Below are 17,376 nucleotides of genomic sequence, written 5' to 3'. Positions count from 1 at the left end.
GGCAGCAGATCGCCAAATCACTGGGCCATGGTCCCGATGCGGAAGGCGATTCACCGGCCCAGAACCATGCAATGACGCGGTTTGTCGCGGGGTTTTCCATGGATCAGATGGTGTCGGAATATCGCGCGCTGCGCTCGAGTGTGCTCAGGTTGTGGCTGGCCCAACAGCGCGTGGATGACGTGCACGATGTGCAAGACATCATCCGCTTCAATGGAGCAATAGACCAAGCGCTCGTGGAGTCGATTGCGAGATACGGTAAAGCCGTGGAGAGCACGCGCAAAACTGTTTTGGGCGTACTCGGTCATGACCTGCGATCACCGCTTGGGGCTGTATTGATGGCTAGTGACATGCTGCGTAAAAACGTCAATATGACTGACAGGGATCGGAGGCTGGCAGAGCAAATCAATGCGAGTGTAAGTAGAGCCAATCACATGGTCGGCGATTTGCTCGACCTGGCCCGCTCAAATCTCGGCTCGGGTATACCAGTCAATCCAGAAGAGACTGATCTATCGATTGTGTGCTCCGCTGTTGTTGAAGAGTTACGCACCGCGTTCCCTCAGGCACAGATCGTTTCGAATGTGAGTGAACGAGTAGCGGGGAGTTATGATCCGCGCCCGCATACAACAAGTTTTCACCAACCTGATCGGTAATGCGGTCAGACATGGTGACTCACTGCAACCCATCCTTGTGACTTTGTCTCAAGATGACCATTGCTCAGTCTTCAGCGTGCAAAATCGGGGCGAACTCATACCTGCAAGCGTAATACCCCATCTTTTCAATCCCCAGGCGCGTTACTCAAGCTATGCAGCAACTGAAAAAGGATCGACCGCCGGCTTGGGGCTGGGACTGTTCATTGCGTCTGAGATCGTGACAGCCCATGGAGGAAAAATCGGGGTGGTTTCGACACCTGAGCAGGGCACTATCTTTAGTGTTCAGCTCCCAATCTTCCAGTGATCCATCTCACGTTATCTAGCTGGAAGCTCGTCACCGTCTACACTCAAGTTTGACCCTCATGACCTCTTCATACCCGCGTCCCCTCGGGCGGTTTGTTTATCGCATATCATATCCATTCTCTGCGGATAACGTTCAATGAATGACAGCTTATGGGCGATAACCAATGTTCATGGCCGACCGCTTTCGGCCAGAAAAGGACTGTTGAGATCGACACCTTCCGGTCAGAAGCGGACGGTTGAAATCGGCACCTTCCGGCCAAAAGCAGACATCCACTGGCCGCGAATTCAACCTCGAATTGGAATTCGCGTATTCCCGTCGAGGATATTTATATTAAATATATGTCGACGAAGAAGCTTAACTTAGCGCGAAAAATAAGAAGGAAAACGGGTCAGCACCGATGCTATCAAAGGTTGATTGTCATTGATCGTTTCTTGGTTCAACTTTGCAGAACTGACTTTATTAAGCTCAGCCGCAATTATCTTAACCACTTCCCGATCAGGATAATCACCAGAATATAATCCGATTTCAAAATCAGAGCTTAAACCATATTTAAGACGACTCTGCAACTCACGAAAATTGATAACACATTCTTCAAACATGCCTTTTGCCTCAAGTATATCTGCAACACCACCAACGTAAAGCATAGCCTCGTAACCCAAAAACTTATCACAAAACTCAATAATATTATCAATTGTTACCGTGCGTTTTTGTTTTCCTGCCTTATAGCTACCCTTCGAATACTTCACGTACTCAAGCAACTCTTTATAGCTTTGCCCTGTGATCCACCTAATCGCAATACCTATTGAAAGACCTTCAGGCATTATTTTATGCCCTATTGAACCTTGCGACAGTTGCATAACGAGAGACCAAACTACCCGCAACGCATCCTCGCTTGTTTCCGAAATGCCAAGATCAAATTGACTATCATCTAACCACTTTTCAACAAGCATTAACTGATCAATACCAAGCAACGAGCGCCCGTACCCCTTATAAAATCTCGCATCCAGCGCTTTCATTTTATTGAAAATATAGACAAATAAGGTTATTAGGCTATTTTGCTCGTCTTCTGTTGAAAGGCTATATGCCAAGGTCTCCTTGGCCAGTGCCTCAATATCAACTAAAGTGGCATCTGGATAATCGCCGACATATGCAATAATGTAGCTCTCCAATGCACGCAGCCGATCTATCCGTGAGTTCATTTCGAATATCAGCGAGTCAAAATCTCTTTTTCTGTATTTGTCTTTTTCTTCTGCTCGAAGCTCAATAGCACGCTGTAGCCAATTTTGGTAGCTGGAAAAGAAATCCATGACATCAATGGTAGAGCCAGGGTTGGAAAATTTCTCTACTAACCCTTTTAAACTACTCAAGCAATCTTCAGCGCTATCAAAGCTCAAAAGCTCTTTGACCTGCTTCCACTTTTTGAAACCTGTGTTCGACCAGCGATTATCGAAGATCTGTGGATCAGTGAATATTACATTCCCCTCTGTGTAATACCCAGATCGACCGGCACGGCCCATCAGATTTTGGAAGTCTCGCGTAGTTATCGCATTGCCAGCTTGGAAAGTGCTTGTAATTAAAAGATAGCGAATCGGCAAATTTACGCCTTGAGCTAGTGTAGACGTACAAACGACTAGCGAAGCTTTTCCATTCGATAGCGCCCACTCAACAGACGAACGAAGTCCTGCTGGTATATTTGAGCTATGCGGCATCACCCCTATCTTTATTGCCTGTGCGTATTCACAATCGCCCATATGTAAGGATGCCAAATAATATAATTTCGCTATTTCCTCAGGGTCGCCAGCAGACACAGGCAAAGGCAAGTCCACCCCCTTCTCAAAAATATTAACTAAGTCTTTACAGACAGATCTTACGATAACCTTAGTTCCGCAAAAAATAGCAGCGCCACCCAACTCGCAAAGCTTCACCGCTAAGAAAGATGCGACCTCGCGACTATTCAGCCGATCAGGAAAGCTCCTAACCTTCCCCTTGCTCCCTGTTATCTCAATCGGCTGTAACAGGCCTGGAACAAAATATTGATTACTATCTAACATACCTTGATCGAAAAACTGAATACCACCGCCACCTGTAGCTTCTGACCAAGTAGCGAAGCCAATCGCTCTGACTGTCGGGAGAACCTTCGCTCCTTGGATTTCTATTCCTGCTTCAAAGTTAAGCCAGTCACCTATTGACTTAGCATTTGCCATTACTGCTGATATCATAACTTTTTGCGCCTTCGGACTAACTGCATCCCGAAGATATGATATGAGTAACTCGTATGTTACCCCGCGCTTACCAGTGTCAAACTGGTGCCCTTCATCAAACAGCAAGAGGTCAATGCTGGCTGCCAGCTCATCTTCATGCCGCAAGAGATAGGCTAATTTCTCAGGTGTTGTCACAAGCACACTTCCCTTGGAGCGATCTTTATACGAATCGCCAAGTAGAAATTTTAAAAAATCTGAATCTGATTCGGTAATTTGATTTAGGTCTGGAAGATCATTAATGAGAATATCATCTGAAGCAAATGCACTTTTGAACGATTCAGATATCTCGGCACACAGAGCTCTGAATGGGGCAACCAAAACTATTAGCTTTGCTCGACCTGATAGTAATGCACTCCGGACTATTAATTCCATCGCTCTGCTTTTTCCAGCACTTGTAGGCATCTGCACAACAGCAGACACCCCTTTTAATATTCCCTCCTCTCCCATTAACCGCTGAGCTGGCCATAGCTCCTTCATAAAGCTAGATCTAGCTAAAATAGCTCTCCACGCGTCCAAGTCAAGTTCGCTATATAGGGGCAAACAGATACGAGAGGAGTTTCTCATTTTTACCCGTACTATGGCACAAATAACGTCTATAAAAAGCAAGTCTCTGTCTGAGCCCGCGCTGTAAACCATTTCACGCAGTTCGAGGGCACTAGTATTGACATCTACGTCCGACACCCTGCCCTCATAAAATCCATGTAAATTGTTTACCAGCCTCGTAGCGCGTTCCGAAAAATACCCCCCTGGCTGACGGTACCAACTATGTCGATGATCTGATTTCAAAATCCATATCAATATCCCCTCCAAGCGATGAAAGCTCAATTCGTATTCATATGGAATTTCTTTAGCTAACACGGACGAACTTCCAGGCATGTCAGCTAGGTAGTAAGCTGCAGATCCTAGCATTCTTAAATACACGCTGGATTCATCCAGAAGTCCTGAACCATCTAGTGAGTCAAAATACTGCGCGACGTCCACTAATTGCTCTTTAAGGCTAGCCAACTCTTCGGCACTTTCATCCTGTAAAGTTAGCGCAGCTAATTGCCCTAATATACCAATCGTCAAAATTATAAGCGCGAAAGGGTCGTCAGCCAGTGGCGGATGAATATCCGCGGATACTCTCAACTCTCTAATTTTTGCCGTCGATTTAGATAGACCTAATAATCTTTTAGATCGAGCCTCAAGCTTCATTCGCGCCTCGCTCGTAAAGCACGTCAATCAGAGGTATTAAACTGTCACCACGTATGACGAGCATTTCAACTTTATTTTTATAAGGGTGTGCGTCTGCGGTTGTCAAAGCCAGTTTCGCCAAGTTAAAAGAAGATGTGCTAACGACCGCAGCGGCCCCGTAGCCTTTATCATATGGATGATCAGAGTAATTTTGAAATCTAGCAACAGTTTGTACTCCTTGTTTATCCCTTTTATCCCCTAGCCGTTGCCGCATAGCATTCAATGTTTCAGCTAATCGGATATCATCCTTAGCTGAATCATCCACTGCTTTTTGGAGTACCTTAGCTCTACTTTTTTCAGATGCAAGCGCCTTGATTTCATAAATTAGCAATTGATCACTTGCGCTGGGGGTGGATTTATTCCATTTAAACCCAACTACGTCTGATCCTTTTGCCGACTCGTTCGATATAATTTTCCTGTCCCATCGTGTTCTAGGAACATCGTAGCCACGAAGATATTGCATATAATCCGCTACTAATATTTCGGCAAAATCCCCAGACCTAATACTAGGCCCCGGCTTTTTCGTTTTTGAGGGAAATTTTATTTCTACTAGATAGTCGTAGCTGGTGACGTGGGATGGCTTGAAGCACTCAAGGTCGTCATCACTACAGTAATGCCGCCTGAAGTGTGTAGCCCAGGCCGACATTGCCGCTTGGTCGGTAATGTCGTGTCGAAGTTCGAAGATCGGAACGGATCTACCGCAGGCAGAGCTGAATTGACCGGAATTCTTCAACCATCCAATGTGAATAAGACTCAATCATTAGCTCCCTAAGATAACGTGCCGTTCGAACTCGTACTGGCCACCTGCCCCCTTTATTAGCTGAGTTTCGTTATTTTATCTAGGCTCTTAAATTCTTATCACGTCCTAGATCTCCCCTGAACCTAACCGCAGCGTGTGATACGTGCACGAAATCTCTTGACTGACCCATTAGGACGAAAGGGAGCGGAAGCCGTGGCTAGCAAGCGCACAATCAGAAAATGAACCTTGTAGTGGGCAGGCGCCCATGGGACGGTTGCTAATGAATTCCTGCCCTGGGAGGAACATTGGAGCCAGAGTGAGTTAGCTAAAATTCGCGCCTTTGAATTGCTGGCACGAATGTCCGTTTTTGGCCGACAGCGGTCGCTCCAGGACGTCCGCTTTTGGCCGATTGCCGCCATTCGTAACGAGTAGCCATCGCCAAACGTAGCGCTCAAAAAAAACCGCCCGGTAACTGGTATACGGCCACCTTGCTCAAGTAGCAGCGGTCGCTGAACCGGCCAATCTCAAATCCTGCGAAAAAAATACGCGCTGCTGCATCCATTGCGAACGCAGCCACGTATATCAAGCACGGACAGAATTTCCTGCCCGATTTTCCTCAAAAAGGATCATCACGATGAAACGCATTTCGATCAAAACTCCATTGATTGCGGGCCTTCTGACCTTGGCGGCCGGTACCAGCTTAATGCTCAATGGTGCACAGGCTGCATCGATGAGCCACGACAGCGTAATGGTGGGCGGTCAAAGCATGTTGCCCAGCAAGGACATCATCGATAACGCAGTAAATTCCGCGGATCACACTACCCTGGTCGCCGCTGTCAAAGCTGCTGGCCTGGTCGACACCCTCAAGGGAAAGGGGCCTTTCACCGTATTCGCACCGGTCAACTCAGCCTTTACAGCCCTGCCCGCCGGAACCGTCGATACGTTGCTCAAGCCGGAAAACAAGGCAACCCTCAGCAAGATCCTTACTTACCACGTTGTGAGCGGCAAGCTGGACATGGCCACTCTTTCTGAAAAGATCAAGGCCGGCGGTGGTAAAACCGAATTGACCACCGTTTCGGGCGGCAAGCTGTGGGCAATGATGAATGGACCACACAACATCACCATCAAGGACGAGAAGGGCGACGTCGCTGACATCAGCACCTATGACGTGTACCAGTCGAACGGTGTGATACAGGTCATAGACAAAGTCCTCATGCCGAAAAGTTGACCGGAGTCGCCGGTCGATTTCAGCAGGACCGGCGAGACCTCTGAGGAGCCCACCCGTGAATGGAACAACCGCGCGCCGTGGGCTAACCTCTGGCTGCAATCGAATTGTAGGACCTCACGACCGAATCGTTTGGAGAAAGGCTATTCCCATCGCCGACACTGACCAACTCAAACACCTTCTAGCCCAGTGTTCCCTCGGCGATCGAGGTGCTTTTGAAGCGCTATATCGTAGCGTGAGTCCGCGTCTGCATGGCGTGGCTCTGCGATTCATGGGACGCGCGGATCTGGCTGAAGAGGTGCTGCAGGAAAGTTTTGTGCGTATTTGGAACAATGCTTCACGCTACCAATCGAACCTGTCGGCACCGATGACATGGATGATCAACATCACGCGAAACCAGGCCATCGACCAATTGCGAAAGCATCGCGAACGTCCGCTGAGTGATCTCGACGCGCAGATGCTGGTCGACGACAGCCCCTCGGTACATGATCAGTTGAACAGCTCCCGTGAAACCACTTCATTGAATCGGTGCCTGGATAGACTCGAAGGGATGCAACGCCAATCGATCACCATTGCTTATTTTGAGGGACTTTCCTGTTCAGAGCTGGCCGAGCAACTGTCGGCGCCGCTTGGGTCGGTAAAGTCTTGGATCCGCCGAGGCATGGAGCGTTTGCGCAGGTGCCTTGAGTCATGAACTACCAAACTCCAAGTCTGCGTCGTGCGCTTGCTGCCGACTATGCGATCGGTTTGATGCCGCCAACCGCGTGCCGGCGCTTTGAGCAGCTGTTACTCGAAGACTCGCAACTTCGCGCGGAGCTCGCGCAATGGCAGGACAGCCTCATGAGCCTTACTGAGCTTCTGGCTGAACAACCTGTACCGGATCGAGTATGGCGCGGAGTCACGGCACGAATAGATCCGCAAACACCGCAGGTCACTTTGAGGCAGCCATTCTGGAGCTGGCTGCGGGTGACGATTGCAGCATGTTCGTTGGTAGCAGCAGTAACACTGGGCGTTATCTACAACCGTGACGAAGCGCGCTACGGCGCCACGTTGCGTAGTGCCGATGCACAGTCGTGGATGAGCATTGAAGCGCACGAGAATTATCTAAAAATCAGGCCGCTGGCTTTCGCAACGATTGAAAAGAACCGTAGTTTGGAAATGTGGGTTATTCCTTCAGATGGCAAGCCCGTTTCGCTTGGAGTGATACCCTCAGGCGGGGATGGGAAGATCAAGTTGGGCAGTGCGCAGAAAGCACTTATTCGTGAGTCCATCACGTTGGCCATCAGTCTTGAACCCGAGGGTGGATCGCCAACAGGACAGCCAACAGGTCCGGTTCTGTATAAGGGCGTGCTTTCGGTGCTGTAACTGCGTGGCGACAGGTCGTTGAATCTTTTCGTGATTAAAGTAGTTCACTGACGCGCGTCCAGAGAGCGAAGCCGGTTCAGCAAACTCATGAATAGTTAACGGCAGCTTCTGGCCGGTAGTGGTCGTTTTGTGAGCGTTCACCATTGGCTTGTTGCCACCTATTACCGCGGCCTGCAATCGGCCAACTGGAAAATGTAGACAACGGGTTGACATTTCAGGAGGAGGAATCAGAATAATTGTACAGAATTTTATTTTTGTACAATTACTCCGGTGTCTTTGATGTCTACCTCCGAACTGCTCGTTTCATGGAGTAAAAAATGGGCTCTAAACAAAGGAATGGTTGTTTGCAGGGCCTGCGGAGCTGGGCAAGCAGAAGCAGATGGCGCTACCAATTTTGCACATATGCCTAAATGCCCTAGCGCAGATAATGAACTTAAGCCTTGGAATGATTTGCGTGCCGCTATAGATAGCCGCTCCGAGGATAGCCAACACCCTATCCGTAGGTCACAGATCTGACCGCCTTCTACGGCCTAAAGCAGTTTTTAGACTTGCTACTAATGGCAATTCTGCGGGGCACCAATGGCAGCTCATGACCGAAAGCAGACGGCCAGATGGCCAGCTTCTTGACGTCGTTGTCACGGGATAGGTCCACAGATACTTCTAGCATTCACTCAATGCAAATCCGAAGTCGTCACTGGACACTTGAGCGGCTTCGTTAAGCCGTTGGCGCAGCGCAGCGGTCAGCTGTCGCTCCACTTCCCATGGGTCTGACAGCGCAGCCAGCTGAGGCGCCAACTGTGGCGACAGGCTCATCAGCGATTGATTGAGCGATCGCGCCGTTTCATACGCAGCCTTCTGCACAAAGCTGACTTCCACCAGCTCTCCCTGCGCTTTGCGAAACTCCATCTCCGCCATGCGCGCCAAGTAGTGCTCGCGATGCGCTCGTGCTTTCTGAAAGTCCGGTGAGTGACCCTGGGCCGAATCAGCGGGCGTCGGCGCAGCCGTGTTAGTCGGTTCGGATTTTGAAGTGACGTGGCTGTAGACGTCACGCTGGAGCCGTTCCTGCTGGTGTCGAGCGCTGACGCCGGCCTTGCTCGGATCCCGCGTCGTCTCCAGATTCTGTTCGCTAGCCTCGACGTCAATCCGTCCCGCCTCATCCAGCACCAGCCGATTATTGAGTATCAACTTACTGATGTACTGCTTGGACCACCCCTTGAGCTCACCGTATTCCTTACGTGTTAAAAATGCCATGAAGTCTCCTATTTCCAAGCCCGGTCAACTGGTCAACCCGTCAACTGGGGTCAACTAACTTTCCAACCCACCCACTAACAAGTTCCCGCGGGTTTCCGACCCCGTGTCCTTTGAAAGTCCTCAGGGTCCCCGGCGAGTTCTGGCTGATTCCGATCGCGACGAGGGCGTTGCGCCAAGAGCGGTGCACGGAGATCCGCCGGCTTTGGTTTCTGGCGGGAGTTGGTGATTTATCTTTGCTTCGCGGTAGATCTGCGCGGACCGAACCAACGATCACGTACCTGGTCAGCTTCATCCAGAAGCTGCGCGAGTTCATCTTCGCTGATGACTCCATTCCTTTGCAGAGCTCGGCAGTAGCCAATAGCGCCTCTGAACAGCGTCTCCAGATCACGCTCGTCTACGGCTTCAGCAAAAAGGTCAAAATTGGATCGCGCTTTAGCCAGTGCGACTGATTTGATAATGGGCATCGTTGAGGGCTCTAGATCGGGCTTTTGAACAGGCCCCGAACCGATTATTGGTACAACGCCTGTCCTTACCCTATATCAATCTTGACCACCCAAACAGTGATTGAGTCCCCATATTTAAAAAACCTATACATCTGCCGATGGTTATTTCCTTTCCTACAAACACCCGTGTTTGCAAAGACGGACATCCCTGCAAAAGTTTCAGCTAGAGAGATGCCGCGAGTTCGCTAACCCGTGTAGGGGGCGGCCCTCAGGGAGGACCCGTGAAATCTGCCCCCCCCTACCCGGCCTGCCCAGGTCATGCCTTCGGCTCGGCCTCGCTCAGGTCCAGCCGCTTGGCCACCCAGCGCTCGTACAAGCCGATGGCGACATCCGCGCCGGCCATCGCGGTCAGGCAACCCAGGGCGCCGGCTGTCCAGATCGACAGCCCCGCGCCGAACAGCAACATCATCGCCGACACGCCGCAAACGATGCAGGCACCGGACCGAAGTGCTAGCCGGCGCAGTAACGCCCAGCCTCGTGCCCCATCCTTGTCAGCGCGCCACATCTCGCCGGACACGCCGCCAACCAACGACAGGGCAATCACCAACCAGATCGGCATCTCTGCCAGTGCCTGTTGCTCGTTCGTCATTGCCCTGCCCCTTAAACAAAAAGACCCGGCTCAATGGCCGGGTCAGGTGGTGGGTGGCCTGCCGCGCTTTGCGGTCGCACCCATCGAAGATGGCCCCTTTTTACAGGTCGATTCTGGTGGCAGCAAGACCGGTTTAATGCCATCCGGTGAATGTGTGGCTTACGTCCGGTGAACGGCTGGCGAATGTCGGTGAATATCTCAACCCGGCTGGCTTTTGCTTCTGTTGTTTCGGTGGCGTCCCATGCGTCCCACCTCTCCAAAACAAGGTGGGACGTCTGAAAGACCCGCAGATTGGGGCTTTTCCCCACCGTCCTACTTTTATCTCTCTTTTCTCGTGTATAGAGAGAAAATTAAAAAGCACGCGTGCGCGTAAACGCGCGTACCTGTACCCGCTACGCACACACGTGCGGGAGGCATGAAAAAGGTGGGACGGTGGGACAGCCCAACAACGACGCGGCCTGCGCCCGTCCCACCACTGCAAAAAGCAGTGGGCCGGAGGCAGGCCGGTGGGACGGCGTGAGCCAGAGGAATGCCCACGATCAAGCCGCTTCCCCCAGGAGGAAGTGCTCGACCACGATGTGGGCGTCATGCAGGCGCTGGTAGTAGAGATTGCGTGTGCAGCCGCTGTTCGCAAGGCGTGCAGCCAGAGGCGCATCGGGCTGGAAGTAATGCACCCGCACCACCGTCATCAACTCCGGATCGAGGCGTTTCTTGACGATGCGCTCGATGTCCAGTGAGGCTTCCAAGGGCACCCTGCTCCCACGCCTGCCGCGAACGAGCTGACCACCGCTCTCCATCATCATCGCGACCATGTTGCCGCCCGAATAACCGGCGGCGACCTCATCGCTGTGCAGCTCCTGCGCCCATTGCTTGAGGGCCATGTCGATCGCTTTAATCATCGAAGCACGGCTCCTCAAACTCAGGTTGCTCCAGCGCAGGCGCCCTGCCCCAACCCTCCGGTTTCTTGTAAGCCCAAGGCCGCTGGCCGCTCTTGCTCAAGGCGCCCAAACGGAACCGTCGCCACCCCAGTCGATGCAGAATCGCCCCCACGCGCATCTGCTCGGGTTTGCCCCAATGCCCCGGATCGAGCTTGAGCGCCTGACTCATCACTTCACTGCCGGTGGTGGTTTCGCCGATCTGCGACTCTTCGAGCCAGGTCAGGATGGGCGTTTCCCATTCGTCCACCACAAAGCGTTCGTCCTGTTCCTCGCTGAACATCGGCGCCTCCTCTCGCGTTACCCACCAGAGATCGCCGGCCTCAAAACAGAACATCGCTTCGGCCCACAGTTGGTCGCGGATCTCGCGCAGCAACGCCACGTCGACCTTGGTACAGGCCACCGGCCAATAGCGGCGGTTGCCGGTGGCGTCCTTGAGATACTCGTCCTGGTTGGTGGTACCGACGAACACACACTGGCGTGGCACGTCCAGGGTTCTGCGGCCATAGCTTTCGCGGTAGGTGTCGGTCGACGCGGAGAAGAACTGCTTGGCCTTGGTGCTCTCGGCCTTGTTGAAGCTGTCCAGTTCGCCCAGCTCGACGATCCACTTACCGCGAATCGCCTGGAAGCCGTCCTTGTCACCGAGGGCAAACGGCGTGTCCATGAACCACTCACCGCCGAGCACGCTCATCGCGGTCGACTTACCGGCGCCTTGTACGCCTTCGAGGATCATCACCGAGTCAGCTTTACAGCCGGGCTTCATCACCCGCGCCACGGCCGAGATCATCCAGCGCTTGCCGACCTTGGAGGTGTAGTCGGTTGCCTTCACCCCCATGACATCCGTCAACCAACGCTCCAGGCGCGGCACACGATCCCATTCCAGTTTTTTCAGGTACTCGCGCACCGGGTGAAAGGCGTGGTCGTGGGCCACGACGCTGACGGCCTCGATCACGTGCGAGGACTTCACGCGCAGGTTGTACTGCTGCGCGAGCCACTTCATGACGCGCACATCATCGATGTCGGCCCACTCGCCGGTACCGCCGCCATAGGGCGCCGCACGCAACTTGACGATCTTCGAGCTGAAGGCGCAGTAGCTGATCACCCCGGCCCAGCGCTCGTCGTGAGCGAGGATCAGTTCGACGTTCTGCATGTGCGCAATCAGTGCCCCGCTTTCGCTGCGGGCCAGTTGATCTTTCCAGCCACCAGCCGCCGGTGGACGCACTACAGCGAGGACTTGGCGGCGTACCGCGTCGAGGCCTTCGGCGACGTGCAGGTCGTTGAAGTCGGTCCACTTGTCGTGACGCTCGACCGAGAAGATCGGCGCCACGACCTGGGCACCGACGATCAGCGCGGCGTTGCTCGCTTTCTCCTCGCCCGGGTTCCAGGCATCGCCGTTGGGCTTGGTGGTCTTCCAGTCGTCATCGCGGCAGATGATCAGCGGGCAACCGGCAAAACGCTCACGCATGACCTTGCACACGGCCAACAGGTTGCCCGCATCGAAGGCCACAGCCACGGCGAGCGACGTCGCCATGTGCAGGCTGGCGCCGGTAGCGTAACCCTCACAGACCAGCACCGGTTCGCCCGGTACCGGATGCGGACCGAGCAGGTGGAAGGTGCCCTCCTTCGCCATGCCGTAGGGCCAGTAGGATTTGTCGCGGCCGGCGTCTTCCTGCTTATTCGGGAAGATCACCTGAAGGCCCATGATCTGATCACGGGCGTTCTTCATTGGGACCAGCACGGCACCGGTGCGCGGCGCGTAACGCACGTTGATGCCAACGATCTGTTTGCGGTCCAGGTAATCGCTGCGCCCGGTGGTCGGCATGCGCTCGAACAAACCCTGCGCCCTTTTCGCGGCCCGCCGCGCAGCGTTATTCGCGATTTCGGAGGCACGGCGTTTGGCTTCTTCCTGGCGAGCGCGCATCACTTCGCGCTCTTCGGGGGACATGCGACCGGCCTTGACCTTGATCTTCTGCGTCTCGCCCGAACGCCAGTCACCGAAAGCGCCGAAGATCAGCGTGTCGCCCTTCTCCGTAAGCTGTTCGTGGATCACGTACCAGCCGTTCTTTTCCTTGCCCTTGTCCTGCGATGTCTTGCAGCGGGTCAGCTTGCCGAACACCAGCGGTTGCGCTGGCTCCAGACCGTAATCGGCGAATTGCCCCAAAACCTCATCGAGCATGCTGAATCCCCCGCTCAGAAAGGGACTGGCAACTGATGCACTGCGAGCAACCCGGTGAGGCCAAGCGCCGGGCTTCCGGAATCGGATCGTCACACGCTTCACAGAACAGCAAGGAATGGGCAGCGCTTTCGGCTTTGGCAGCGCTGCGCGCCGCCATGGCCTGATCGATGCGTTCCTGCACCAGATCGTTGGCGAAATCGGCGATGTCAGCCACGGTCAGCACCTCGCGTCGTCTGGTTGACGTAGGTGGCGCGGTTGAACAACCCGAGCAGCCCTTGAATGCCTCGGAACACCTGCAGGCGAATCGCTGCCAGTTCCTGATCAGTCACCACACCGTCGCCGATGCTCTTGGCCCAGGTCTCGGCCAGATCCGCGACTTGGCGGAAGTATTCGGCGATACCCGTGGTAAGGGTCTCGGGCATGTCGTTAGTGTAGGTGTCGGCCAGCTCCTGCCAGATCGTATCGCCGACCAGCGCATGCACCGCATCCAGAATGCGGCGATCCTTGGTCAGTTCGAGGATCTCGCCAAACTCCTGAATGTTGATGGAGTGACTCGGGTGGGTCGGCGACAGCTTGTGCTGCAACGTGGTCGGGTTGCGACCGGTTGTAGCAGCGATAGCAGCGGCGCCGCCCGGGTAATCGCGAGCGGCGTGATACAGCGCTAAATCGAGCGGCAGGATTTCCCGCTGCGCCCGTTCCAGAGAACTGAGAGCGATACGGCTCATGGCATTAATCCTAAAAGTTGCCAGTGCCGCGCGACAGAAGTTGGTGATACATTTGCCGCGTGGTCTGGAGAGGCCCAAAGCCGGCTAGGTTCGTAAGACCAACACCGGCACCGTGCCGGGGCGAACAATCCGTTGTTCCCCCCTGGCGCAACAGCTGCCAGCTCTGTGGTAAGAACGGCAGCAACACCAAGGCTTCCGAGCCTTGGAAACGCGATGAGGTCGGCGGCATGTGGTGTGCTCGCCTTCTGACATCGCGACCCGATAGCATTGTGGTGATGCTATCGGGAGGAACTGGGCGACCCTTGGGTCGCCTTTTTTCTATGCAGCTTTCTGCGGCGCAGATTTCCCAAGCAGCCAATCGGCGTCGAATGGGTTTCCTTTTTCTCGAGCAGCAGCAGCAAGCAATTTCGCGTATTCCGTTTCACCTGTGTAATCGGTGCGTGGTAACGAAGCTGCTAGCCTCCACTTGTTGAGTGCTTGATAACTGCGTCCACACACACGTGCTGCTGCTCCAATACCGCCTACAGCCTCAAAGGCGAAGGCAATGGCATTGGGGAAATTCTGTGGTTTAAGCATGAATGCCTCCTTTCAACTGTCGGTTGATAATAATGTTCAACTGACAGATTAGCAATCATTATGTGACTATCAACCTATGATTGATAAAGAATCCGAAAGACTTATGTTTGCCGAGCGGCTTAATACTGCACTGGACGCCAATGGTGTTCGCCAGCGTGGCCGAGGGGCAGACATCATCAAACAGCTCAGCTCCAAGGGCGTGGTTAAGACCGCGCAAGCCGTTAGCAAATGGCTCAACGGGGCGGCTATTCCTGAAATCGATAGTTTGACGGCACTATCCGCTTGGCTGGGCGTGCGCAGAGAGTGGCTTGAGCATGGGGTCATGCCAGTTTTTCCTCATGAAGCAGGCAATCAGCAAGTAGCGCAGGACGAGAACGTTATTGCCTTGACTTCAAGCATGAACAAAGTGCCGCTGATTTCATGGGTTCAAGCTGGAGCTTGGTGCGAAATTGCTCCCACCGTCGAACTGCTCCATGCCGAACAGTGGGTGCCCTGCCCTGTGAATATCAGCAGATCAGGGTATGCGCTTCGCGTTGTTGGAGACTCAATGACAAATACTGGCCCAGGTCGCAGCTATCCTGAGGGATGCATTATATTTGTCGACCCCGATCTCGCCGTGAACAACGGTGATCGAGTGATCGCTTCTTTGCCGAGTAGCAACGAAGCCACGTTCAAGGTGCTCGTTAAGGATGCCGGAAAGCACTACTTGAAACCTATCAACCCGCAATACCCCATCATTGAAATGACGGATGATATGCAAATTTGCGGAAAAATCGTTGGCTCATTCACTCCTGAGTGAATACTCAACCCCACATTTTCACCTGATGGTTGTTGACTTAATTTAACCACTGGTTGATATTTGCCTCACTCTTTACCACAGAGCGAGGCAATACCTATGCGCACCACCGCAACCTTGCATGTCCATCCGGCATGTGTCAGCAATCGCAAACTGATCGAACAGCTGCAGCACACCACGGGCTGTCTGGTCATTATTCATAACAGTAAACCCAAGCTTGTCGCCAAGACCTGCCAACCCTCTCCTATCGATCCGAACGGTGGAGGGCACGCGGCATGAGCAAGTACAAGATCGATAACCGCACCCTGCAGTTGCTCAACGCCCAGGTCAACCTGACCGAGACCTTCAACCACGTCCTGCGCACAGCACCGAAGCGTGAATGCCTGGCATTCCGTCTTAAGGCTGAGCGCGGCACAGTGGAAAGCACTTTTGTCGTCGAACTAGGCAGCGAACGCCACACGCTGACCCTGCCAAACGACAAGAAGATGCACCTCAAACTGGCCGACTTTATTGAAGAGATTACCAACGGTCCGTTCGACGCTAGCAACTCCAGCGACCTGGTGCATCTCCCGCATACCGATCGTCAATATGGCCGTTTTGAGGTCCAGGATAAGCAGCGCGTATTCGAAATGGTGCGCACTGGTGGCGTGCTGAGCCTCGACATGGGTTTTGAACTTCCCCTGCATGTGGCGCTGCATCGCACCCATTCGCGCCCCGGCATCACCGCCATCTTGAGCATCGGCAACAAGAGCCCGCATACGCGCTGCTTCACTTTGTACGACTCCGATGCCGAGATCTACGCAAAGGTCATTGAGTCCATTAACCATCTTGCTGCAGCAGCCACTCCAGCTGCGCACGCAGCATAGGAGGGCAATATGGAACGCACCCTCGCCCAAGCAGCCGCACGACTCGGCCTCACTCGTCCCAAACTGATCGCTCTCATGCGGGAAAAAGGTTTGCTCAAGGGAAACCTGCCGGCGGACCCGAAGCGCGACAAAGCGTACCTGCGAGTCAAGGACAGCCCTTGGTATGACGAGAAATACGGAATGCAGTACAGCCAGTCGACCCGCGTCATGCAAGCCGGCATCCACTGGTTAGCCAACCAGCTGGACATCGATCTACCCGCCATCCCGGCAGACCGCCGTGACGTGGCCTAGGGAATACGCCCGCCAGATCGTTGCCATGCGCACACGCGAGGAGCGCAACACCGCGCTCCTCGAAGTACCTGAACATCTGCGCGAGCTCACGAGACGCCACTGCCTGAACGCCTGGAATCATCCGAAAAGGAAAAAGAATGATGAACAACGACCTTCTTGATTACCTCTTGAAGTCTTTACTGATATTGCCTCATGCAGATCGGACACCTCAAAACGTAAGAAACGTACTCAATCTGGCTGCTGAAGCCGCAGGCGGCACCCCGCTAGCTCCAGGCGAAGTCACAGTCACTCCGAATCCAGCTGCGACGTTAATTCGGATTGAAGAAGTATCGAAGATCGTCGGATTAGCACGCTCAACTCTCTATAAGTTCTTAAGCGACCCAGACCATGACTTTCCTCGCCCTGTAAAGCTATCAGCAGCAACCGCAAAGGGCGCGCCCGTAGCATGGGTACTTGCAGAAGTACAGCAATGGGCTCGTTCTCGGCTGGCATTTCGCTGTGAATATGAATCTCGAAAAGAGACCAGAGCATGACCGCCAATCAGAGCGAGTTGCGCCTCATCCCTGCGCCTGAAGCAGCAACCGTCGAACTACTTTACCGCATCTTCGGGGACGTCCTGATCCCGCTGGAAAAAGTCCGCGAGCAGTACTTTCGCAATCTCAACGAACAGTCGTTCGTGACGGAGATCAACAGCGGCCGGATCCAGCTTCCGATCACCACGCTGGACACCAGCCGCAAGGCCCTGAAATACGCGCACATCCGCCACGTCGCCTCGCTGATCGACATCCGCGCCTACAAGGCTGATGAAGACATGCAGCGGCAGCAGGACGGCAAATGCCGTGTTGCCCCCACACCACTGACGGCTGTCACCACCAGCTAACGACAACCCCA

General features: G+C 53.6%; 21 protein-coding genes. 11 read left to right on the top strand and 10 right to left on the bottom strand.

What is annotated here, in order from left to right; all coding sequences use genetic code 11:
- The first annotated feature begins 98 nt into the window (after window positions 1-98).
- Both MKZ87_RS28925 and MKZ87_RS28920 read left to right on the top strand, forming a co-directional pair.
- Window positions 99-650, top strand: coding sequence for a HAMP domain-containing sensor histidine kinase (locus MKZ87_RS28925; protein WP_323873464.1), 552 nt, complete (start codon window positions 99-101; stop codon window positions 648-650).
- Window positions 604-954 (top strand): sensor histidine kinase, encoded by a 351-nt coding sequence (locus tag MKZ87_RS28920; RefSeq protein WP_323873463.1) that lies wholly within the window; start codon window positions 604-606, stop codon window positions 952-954. Before MKZ87_RS28925 ends, MKZ87_RS28920 begins: the two co-directional genes overlap by 47 nt.
- A 359-nt stretch (window positions 955-1,313) precedes the next feature.
- Here MKZ87_RS28920 and MKZ87_RS02200 read toward each other — a convergent pair whose 3' ends face one another.
- A complete protein-coding gene (locus MKZ87_RS02200; protein ID WP_266200183.1) occupies window positions 1,314-4,409 on the bottom strand; it encodes a DEAD/DEAH box helicase in 3,096 nt (1,031 codons plus the stop codon).
- Window positions 4,399-5,205 carry a Hachiman antiphage defense system protein HamA gene (locus tag MKZ87_RS02195; protein ID WP_266200182.1) on the bottom strand — a complete coding sequence of 269 codons (807 nt, stop codon included), beginning with the start codon at window positions 5,203-5,205 and terminating at the stop codon, window positions 4,399-4,401. The genes MKZ87_RS02200 and MKZ87_RS02195 overlap by 11 nt, the downstream gene beginning before the upstream one ends.
- A 616-nt stretch (window positions 5,206-5,821) precedes the next feature.
- Between MKZ87_RS02195 and MKZ87_RS02190 the strand changes: the two genes are divergently transcribed.
- The 3 genes from MKZ87_RS02190 to MKZ87_RS02180 are packed head-to-tail and all read left to right on the top strand — an operon-like array spanning window position 5,822 to window position 7,777.
- Window positions 5,822-6,415 carry a fasciclin domain-containing protein gene (locus MKZ87_RS02190; RefSeq protein ID WP_266200181.1) on the top strand — a complete coding sequence of 198 codons (594 nt, stop codon included), beginning with the start codon at window positions 5,822-5,824 and terminating at the stop codon, window positions 6,413-6,415.
- 55 nt (window positions 6,416-6,470) lie between these two features.
- Window positions 6,471-7,106: a sigma-70 family RNA polymerase sigma factor gene (locus tag MKZ87_RS02185; protein WP_416383535.1), complete on the top strand. Its 636-nt coding sequence runs from the start codon at window positions 6,471-6,473 to the stop codon at window positions 7,104-7,106.
- The gene (locus tag MKZ87_RS02180) at window positions 7,103-7,777 is read left to right on the top strand and encodes an anti-sigma factor (RefSeq protein ID WP_266200180.1); all 675 of its coding nucleotides are present in this window, start codon (window positions 7,103-7,105) and stop codon (window positions 7,775-7,777) included. The genes MKZ87_RS02185 and MKZ87_RS02180 overlap by 4 nt, the downstream gene beginning before the upstream one ends.
- 660 nt (window positions 7,778-8,437) lie before the next feature.
- Here MKZ87_RS02180 and MKZ87_RS02175 read toward each other — a convergent pair.
- The 8 genes from MKZ87_RS02175 to MKZ87_RS02140 form a co-directional block, all read right to left on the bottom strand.
- On the bottom strand, window positions 8,438-9,028 hold the full coding sequence (locus MKZ87_RS02175) for a terminase small subunit (protein WP_266200179.1): 591 nt from the start codon (window positions 9,026-9,028) through the stop codon (window positions 8,438-8,440).
- A gap of 227 nt (window positions 9,029-9,255) precedes the next feature.
- Window positions 9,256-9,492, bottom strand: a complete 237-nt coding sequence (locus tag MKZ87_RS02170) for a hypothetical protein (RefSeq protein WP_146038469.1) — start codon at window positions 9,490-9,492, stop codon at window positions 9,256-9,258.
- Window positions 9,493-9,787: 295 nt separating this feature from the next.
- Window positions 9,788-10,120, bottom strand: a complete 333-nt coding sequence (locus MKZ87_RS02165) for a phage holin family protein (RefSeq protein ID WP_008080174.1) — start codon at window positions 10,118-10,120, stop codon at window positions 9,788-9,790.
- A 539-nt stretch (window positions 10,121-10,659) separates the two neighbouring features.
- Entirely contained in the window at window positions 10,660-11,019 is a 360-nt protein-coding gene (locus tag MKZ87_RS02160; RefSeq protein WP_266200178.1) for a hypothetical protein, read from the bottom strand.
- Entirely contained in the window at window positions 11,012-13,231 is a 2,220-nt protein-coding gene (locus MKZ87_RS02155) for a VapE domain-containing protein (protein ID WP_266200177.1), read from the bottom strand. The genes MKZ87_RS02160 and MKZ87_RS02155 overlap by 8 nt, the downstream gene beginning before the upstream one ends.
- Window positions 13,221-13,445, bottom strand: coding sequence for a TraR/DksA family transcriptional regulator (locus MKZ87_RS02150; protein ID WP_116254822.1), 225 nt, complete (start codon window positions 13,443-13,445; stop codon window positions 13,221-13,223). Before MKZ87_RS02150 ends, MKZ87_RS02155 begins: the two co-directional genes overlap by 11 nt.
- Window positions 13,438-13,956, bottom strand: a complete 519-nt coding sequence (locus MKZ87_RS02145; protein ID WP_009049401.1) for a phage regulatory CII family protein — start codon at window positions 13,954-13,956, stop codon at window positions 13,438-13,440. Before MKZ87_RS02145 ends, MKZ87_RS02150 begins: the two co-directional genes overlap by 8 nt.
- 318 nt (window positions 13,957-14,274) lie before the next feature.
- Window positions 14,275-14,532, bottom strand: coding sequence for a hypothetical protein (locus MKZ87_RS02140; protein ID WP_266200176.1), 258 nt, complete (start codon window positions 14,530-14,532; stop codon window positions 14,275-14,277).
- A gap of 76 nt (window positions 14,533-14,608) precedes the next feature.
- Here MKZ87_RS02140 and MKZ87_RS02135 point away from each other — a divergent pair, with 76 nt between their 5' ends.
- The 6 genes from MKZ87_RS02135 to MKZ87_RS02110 all read left to right on the top strand — a co-directional run bounded on the left by MKZ87_RS02135 (window position 14,609) and on the right by MKZ87_RS02110 (window position 17,365).
- The gene (locus MKZ87_RS02135) at window positions 14,609-15,331 is read left to right on the top strand and encodes a LexA family protein (RefSeq protein WP_266200175.1); all 723 of its coding nucleotides are present in this window, start codon (window positions 14,609-14,611) and stop codon (window positions 15,329-15,331) included.
- A 96-nt stretch (window positions 15,332-15,427) separates the two neighbouring features.
- Entirely contained in the window at window positions 15,428-15,607 is a 180-nt protein-coding gene (locus tag MKZ87_RS02130) for a hypothetical protein (protein ID WP_266200174.1), read from the top strand.
- Window positions 15,604-16,194: a hypothetical protein gene (locus tag MKZ87_RS02125; protein ID WP_266200173.1), complete on the top strand. Its 591-nt coding sequence runs from the start codon at window positions 15,604-15,606 to the stop codon at window positions 16,192-16,194. Before MKZ87_RS02130 ends, MKZ87_RS02125 begins: the two co-directional genes overlap by 4 nt.
- Window positions 16,195-16,203: 9 nt before the next feature.
- Window positions 16,204-16,485 carry a phage antirepressor KilAC domain-containing protein gene (locus tag MKZ87_RS02120; protein WP_266200172.1) on the top strand — a complete coding sequence of 94 codons (282 nt, stop codon included), beginning with the start codon at window positions 16,204-16,206 and terminating at the stop codon, window positions 16,483-16,485.
- 311 nt (window positions 16,486-16,796) lie between these two features.
- Complete coding sequence (locus tag MKZ87_RS02115) at window positions 16,797-17,018, top strand: helix-turn-helix transcriptional regulator (protein WP_266200287.1); 222 nt, start codon at window positions 16,797-16,799, stop codon at window positions 17,016-17,018.
- Complete coding sequence (locus MKZ87_RS02110) at window positions 17,015-17,365, top strand: pyocin activator PrtN family protein (RefSeq protein ID WP_266200171.1); 351 nt, start codon at window positions 17,015-17,017, stop codon at window positions 17,363-17,365. The genes MKZ87_RS02115 and MKZ87_RS02110 overlap by 4 nt, the downstream gene beginning before the upstream one ends.
- The last annotated feature ends 11 nt before the right edge of the window (window positions 17,366-17,376 follow it).

Source organism: Pseudomonas sp. MCal1 (genome assembly GCF_026341415.1).
Lineage (GTDB): Bacteria > Pseudomonadota > Gammaproteobacteria > Pseudomonadales > Pseudomonadaceae > Aquipseudomonas.
This window is presented reverse-complemented; position numbering and strand designations above follow the sequence as displayed.

What these genes read in the sequence shown, in the direction of transcription:
- MKZ87_RS02190 (WP_266200181.1), top strand. Translation starts at nt 5,822, where the DNA reads ATGAAACGCATTTCGATCAAAACTCCATTGATTGCGGGCCTTCTGACC.
- MKZ87_RS02110 (WP_266200171.1), top strand. Translation starts at nt 17,015, where the DNA reads ATGACCGCCAATCAGAGCGAGTTGCGCCTCATCCCTGCGCCTGAAGCA.
- MKZ87_RS02175 (WP_266200179.1), bottom strand. Translation starts at nt 9,028, where the DNA reads ATGGCATTTTTAACACGTAAGGAATACGGTGAGCTCAAGGGGTGGTCC.
- MKZ87_RS28920 (WP_323873463.1), top strand. Translation starts at nt 604, where the DNA reads ATGATCCGCGCCCGCATACAACAAGTTTTCACCAACCTGATCGGTAAT.
- MKZ87_RS02140 (WP_266200176.1), bottom strand. Translation starts at nt 14,532, where the DNA reads ATGCTTAAACCACAGAATTTCCCCAATGCCATTGCCTTCGCCTTTGAG.
- MKZ87_RS02135 (WP_266200175.1), top strand. Translation starts at nt 14,609, where the DNA reads ATGATTGATAAAGAATCCGAAAGACTTATGTTTGCCGAGCGGCTTAAT.
- MKZ87_RS02180 (WP_266200180.1), top strand. Translation starts at nt 7,103, where the DNA reads ATGAACTACCAAACTCCAAGTCTGCGTCGTGCGCTTGCTGCCGACTAT.
- MKZ87_RS02130 (WP_266200174.1), top strand. Translation starts at nt 15,428, where the DNA reads ATGCGCACCACCGCAACCTTGCATGTCCATCCGGCATGTGTCAGCAAT.
- MKZ87_RS02160 (WP_266200178.1), bottom strand. Translation starts at nt 11,019, where the DNA reads ATGATTAAAGCGATCGACATGGCCCTCAAGCAATGGGCGCAGGAGCTG.
- MKZ87_RS02165 (WP_008080174.1), bottom strand. Translation starts at nt 10,120, where the DNA reads ATGACGAACGAGCAACAGGCACTGGCAGAGATGCCGATCTGGTTGGTG.
- MKZ87_RS02125 (WP_266200173.1), top strand. Translation starts at nt 15,604, where the DNA reads ATGAGCAAGTACAAGATCGATAACCGCACCCTGCAGTTGCTCAACGCC.
- MKZ87_RS02200 (WP_266200183.1), bottom strand. Translation starts at nt 4,409, where the DNA reads ATGAAGCTTGAGGCTCGATCTAAAAGATTATTAGGTCTATCTAAATCG.
- MKZ87_RS02155 (WP_266200177.1), bottom strand. Translation starts at nt 13,231, where the DNA reads ATGCTCGATGAGGTTTTGGGGCAATTCGCCGATTACGGTCTGGAGCCA.
- MKZ87_RS02145 (WP_009049401.1), bottom strand. Translation starts at nt 13,956, where the DNA reads ATGAGCCGTATCGCTCTCAGTTCTCTGGAACGGGCGCAGCGGGAAATC.
- MKZ87_RS02170 (WP_146038469.1), bottom strand. Translation starts at nt 9,492, where the DNA reads ATGCCCATTATCAAATCAGTCGCACTGGCTAAAGCGCGATCCAATTTT.
- MKZ87_RS02120 (WP_266200172.1), top strand. Translation starts at nt 16,204, where the DNA reads ATGGAACGCACCCTCGCCCAAGCAGCCGCACGACTCGGCCTCACTCGT.
- MKZ87_RS28925 (WP_323873464.1), top strand. Translation starts at nt 99, where the DNA reads ATGGATCAGATGGTGTCGGAATATCGCGCGCTGCGCTCGAGTGTGCTC.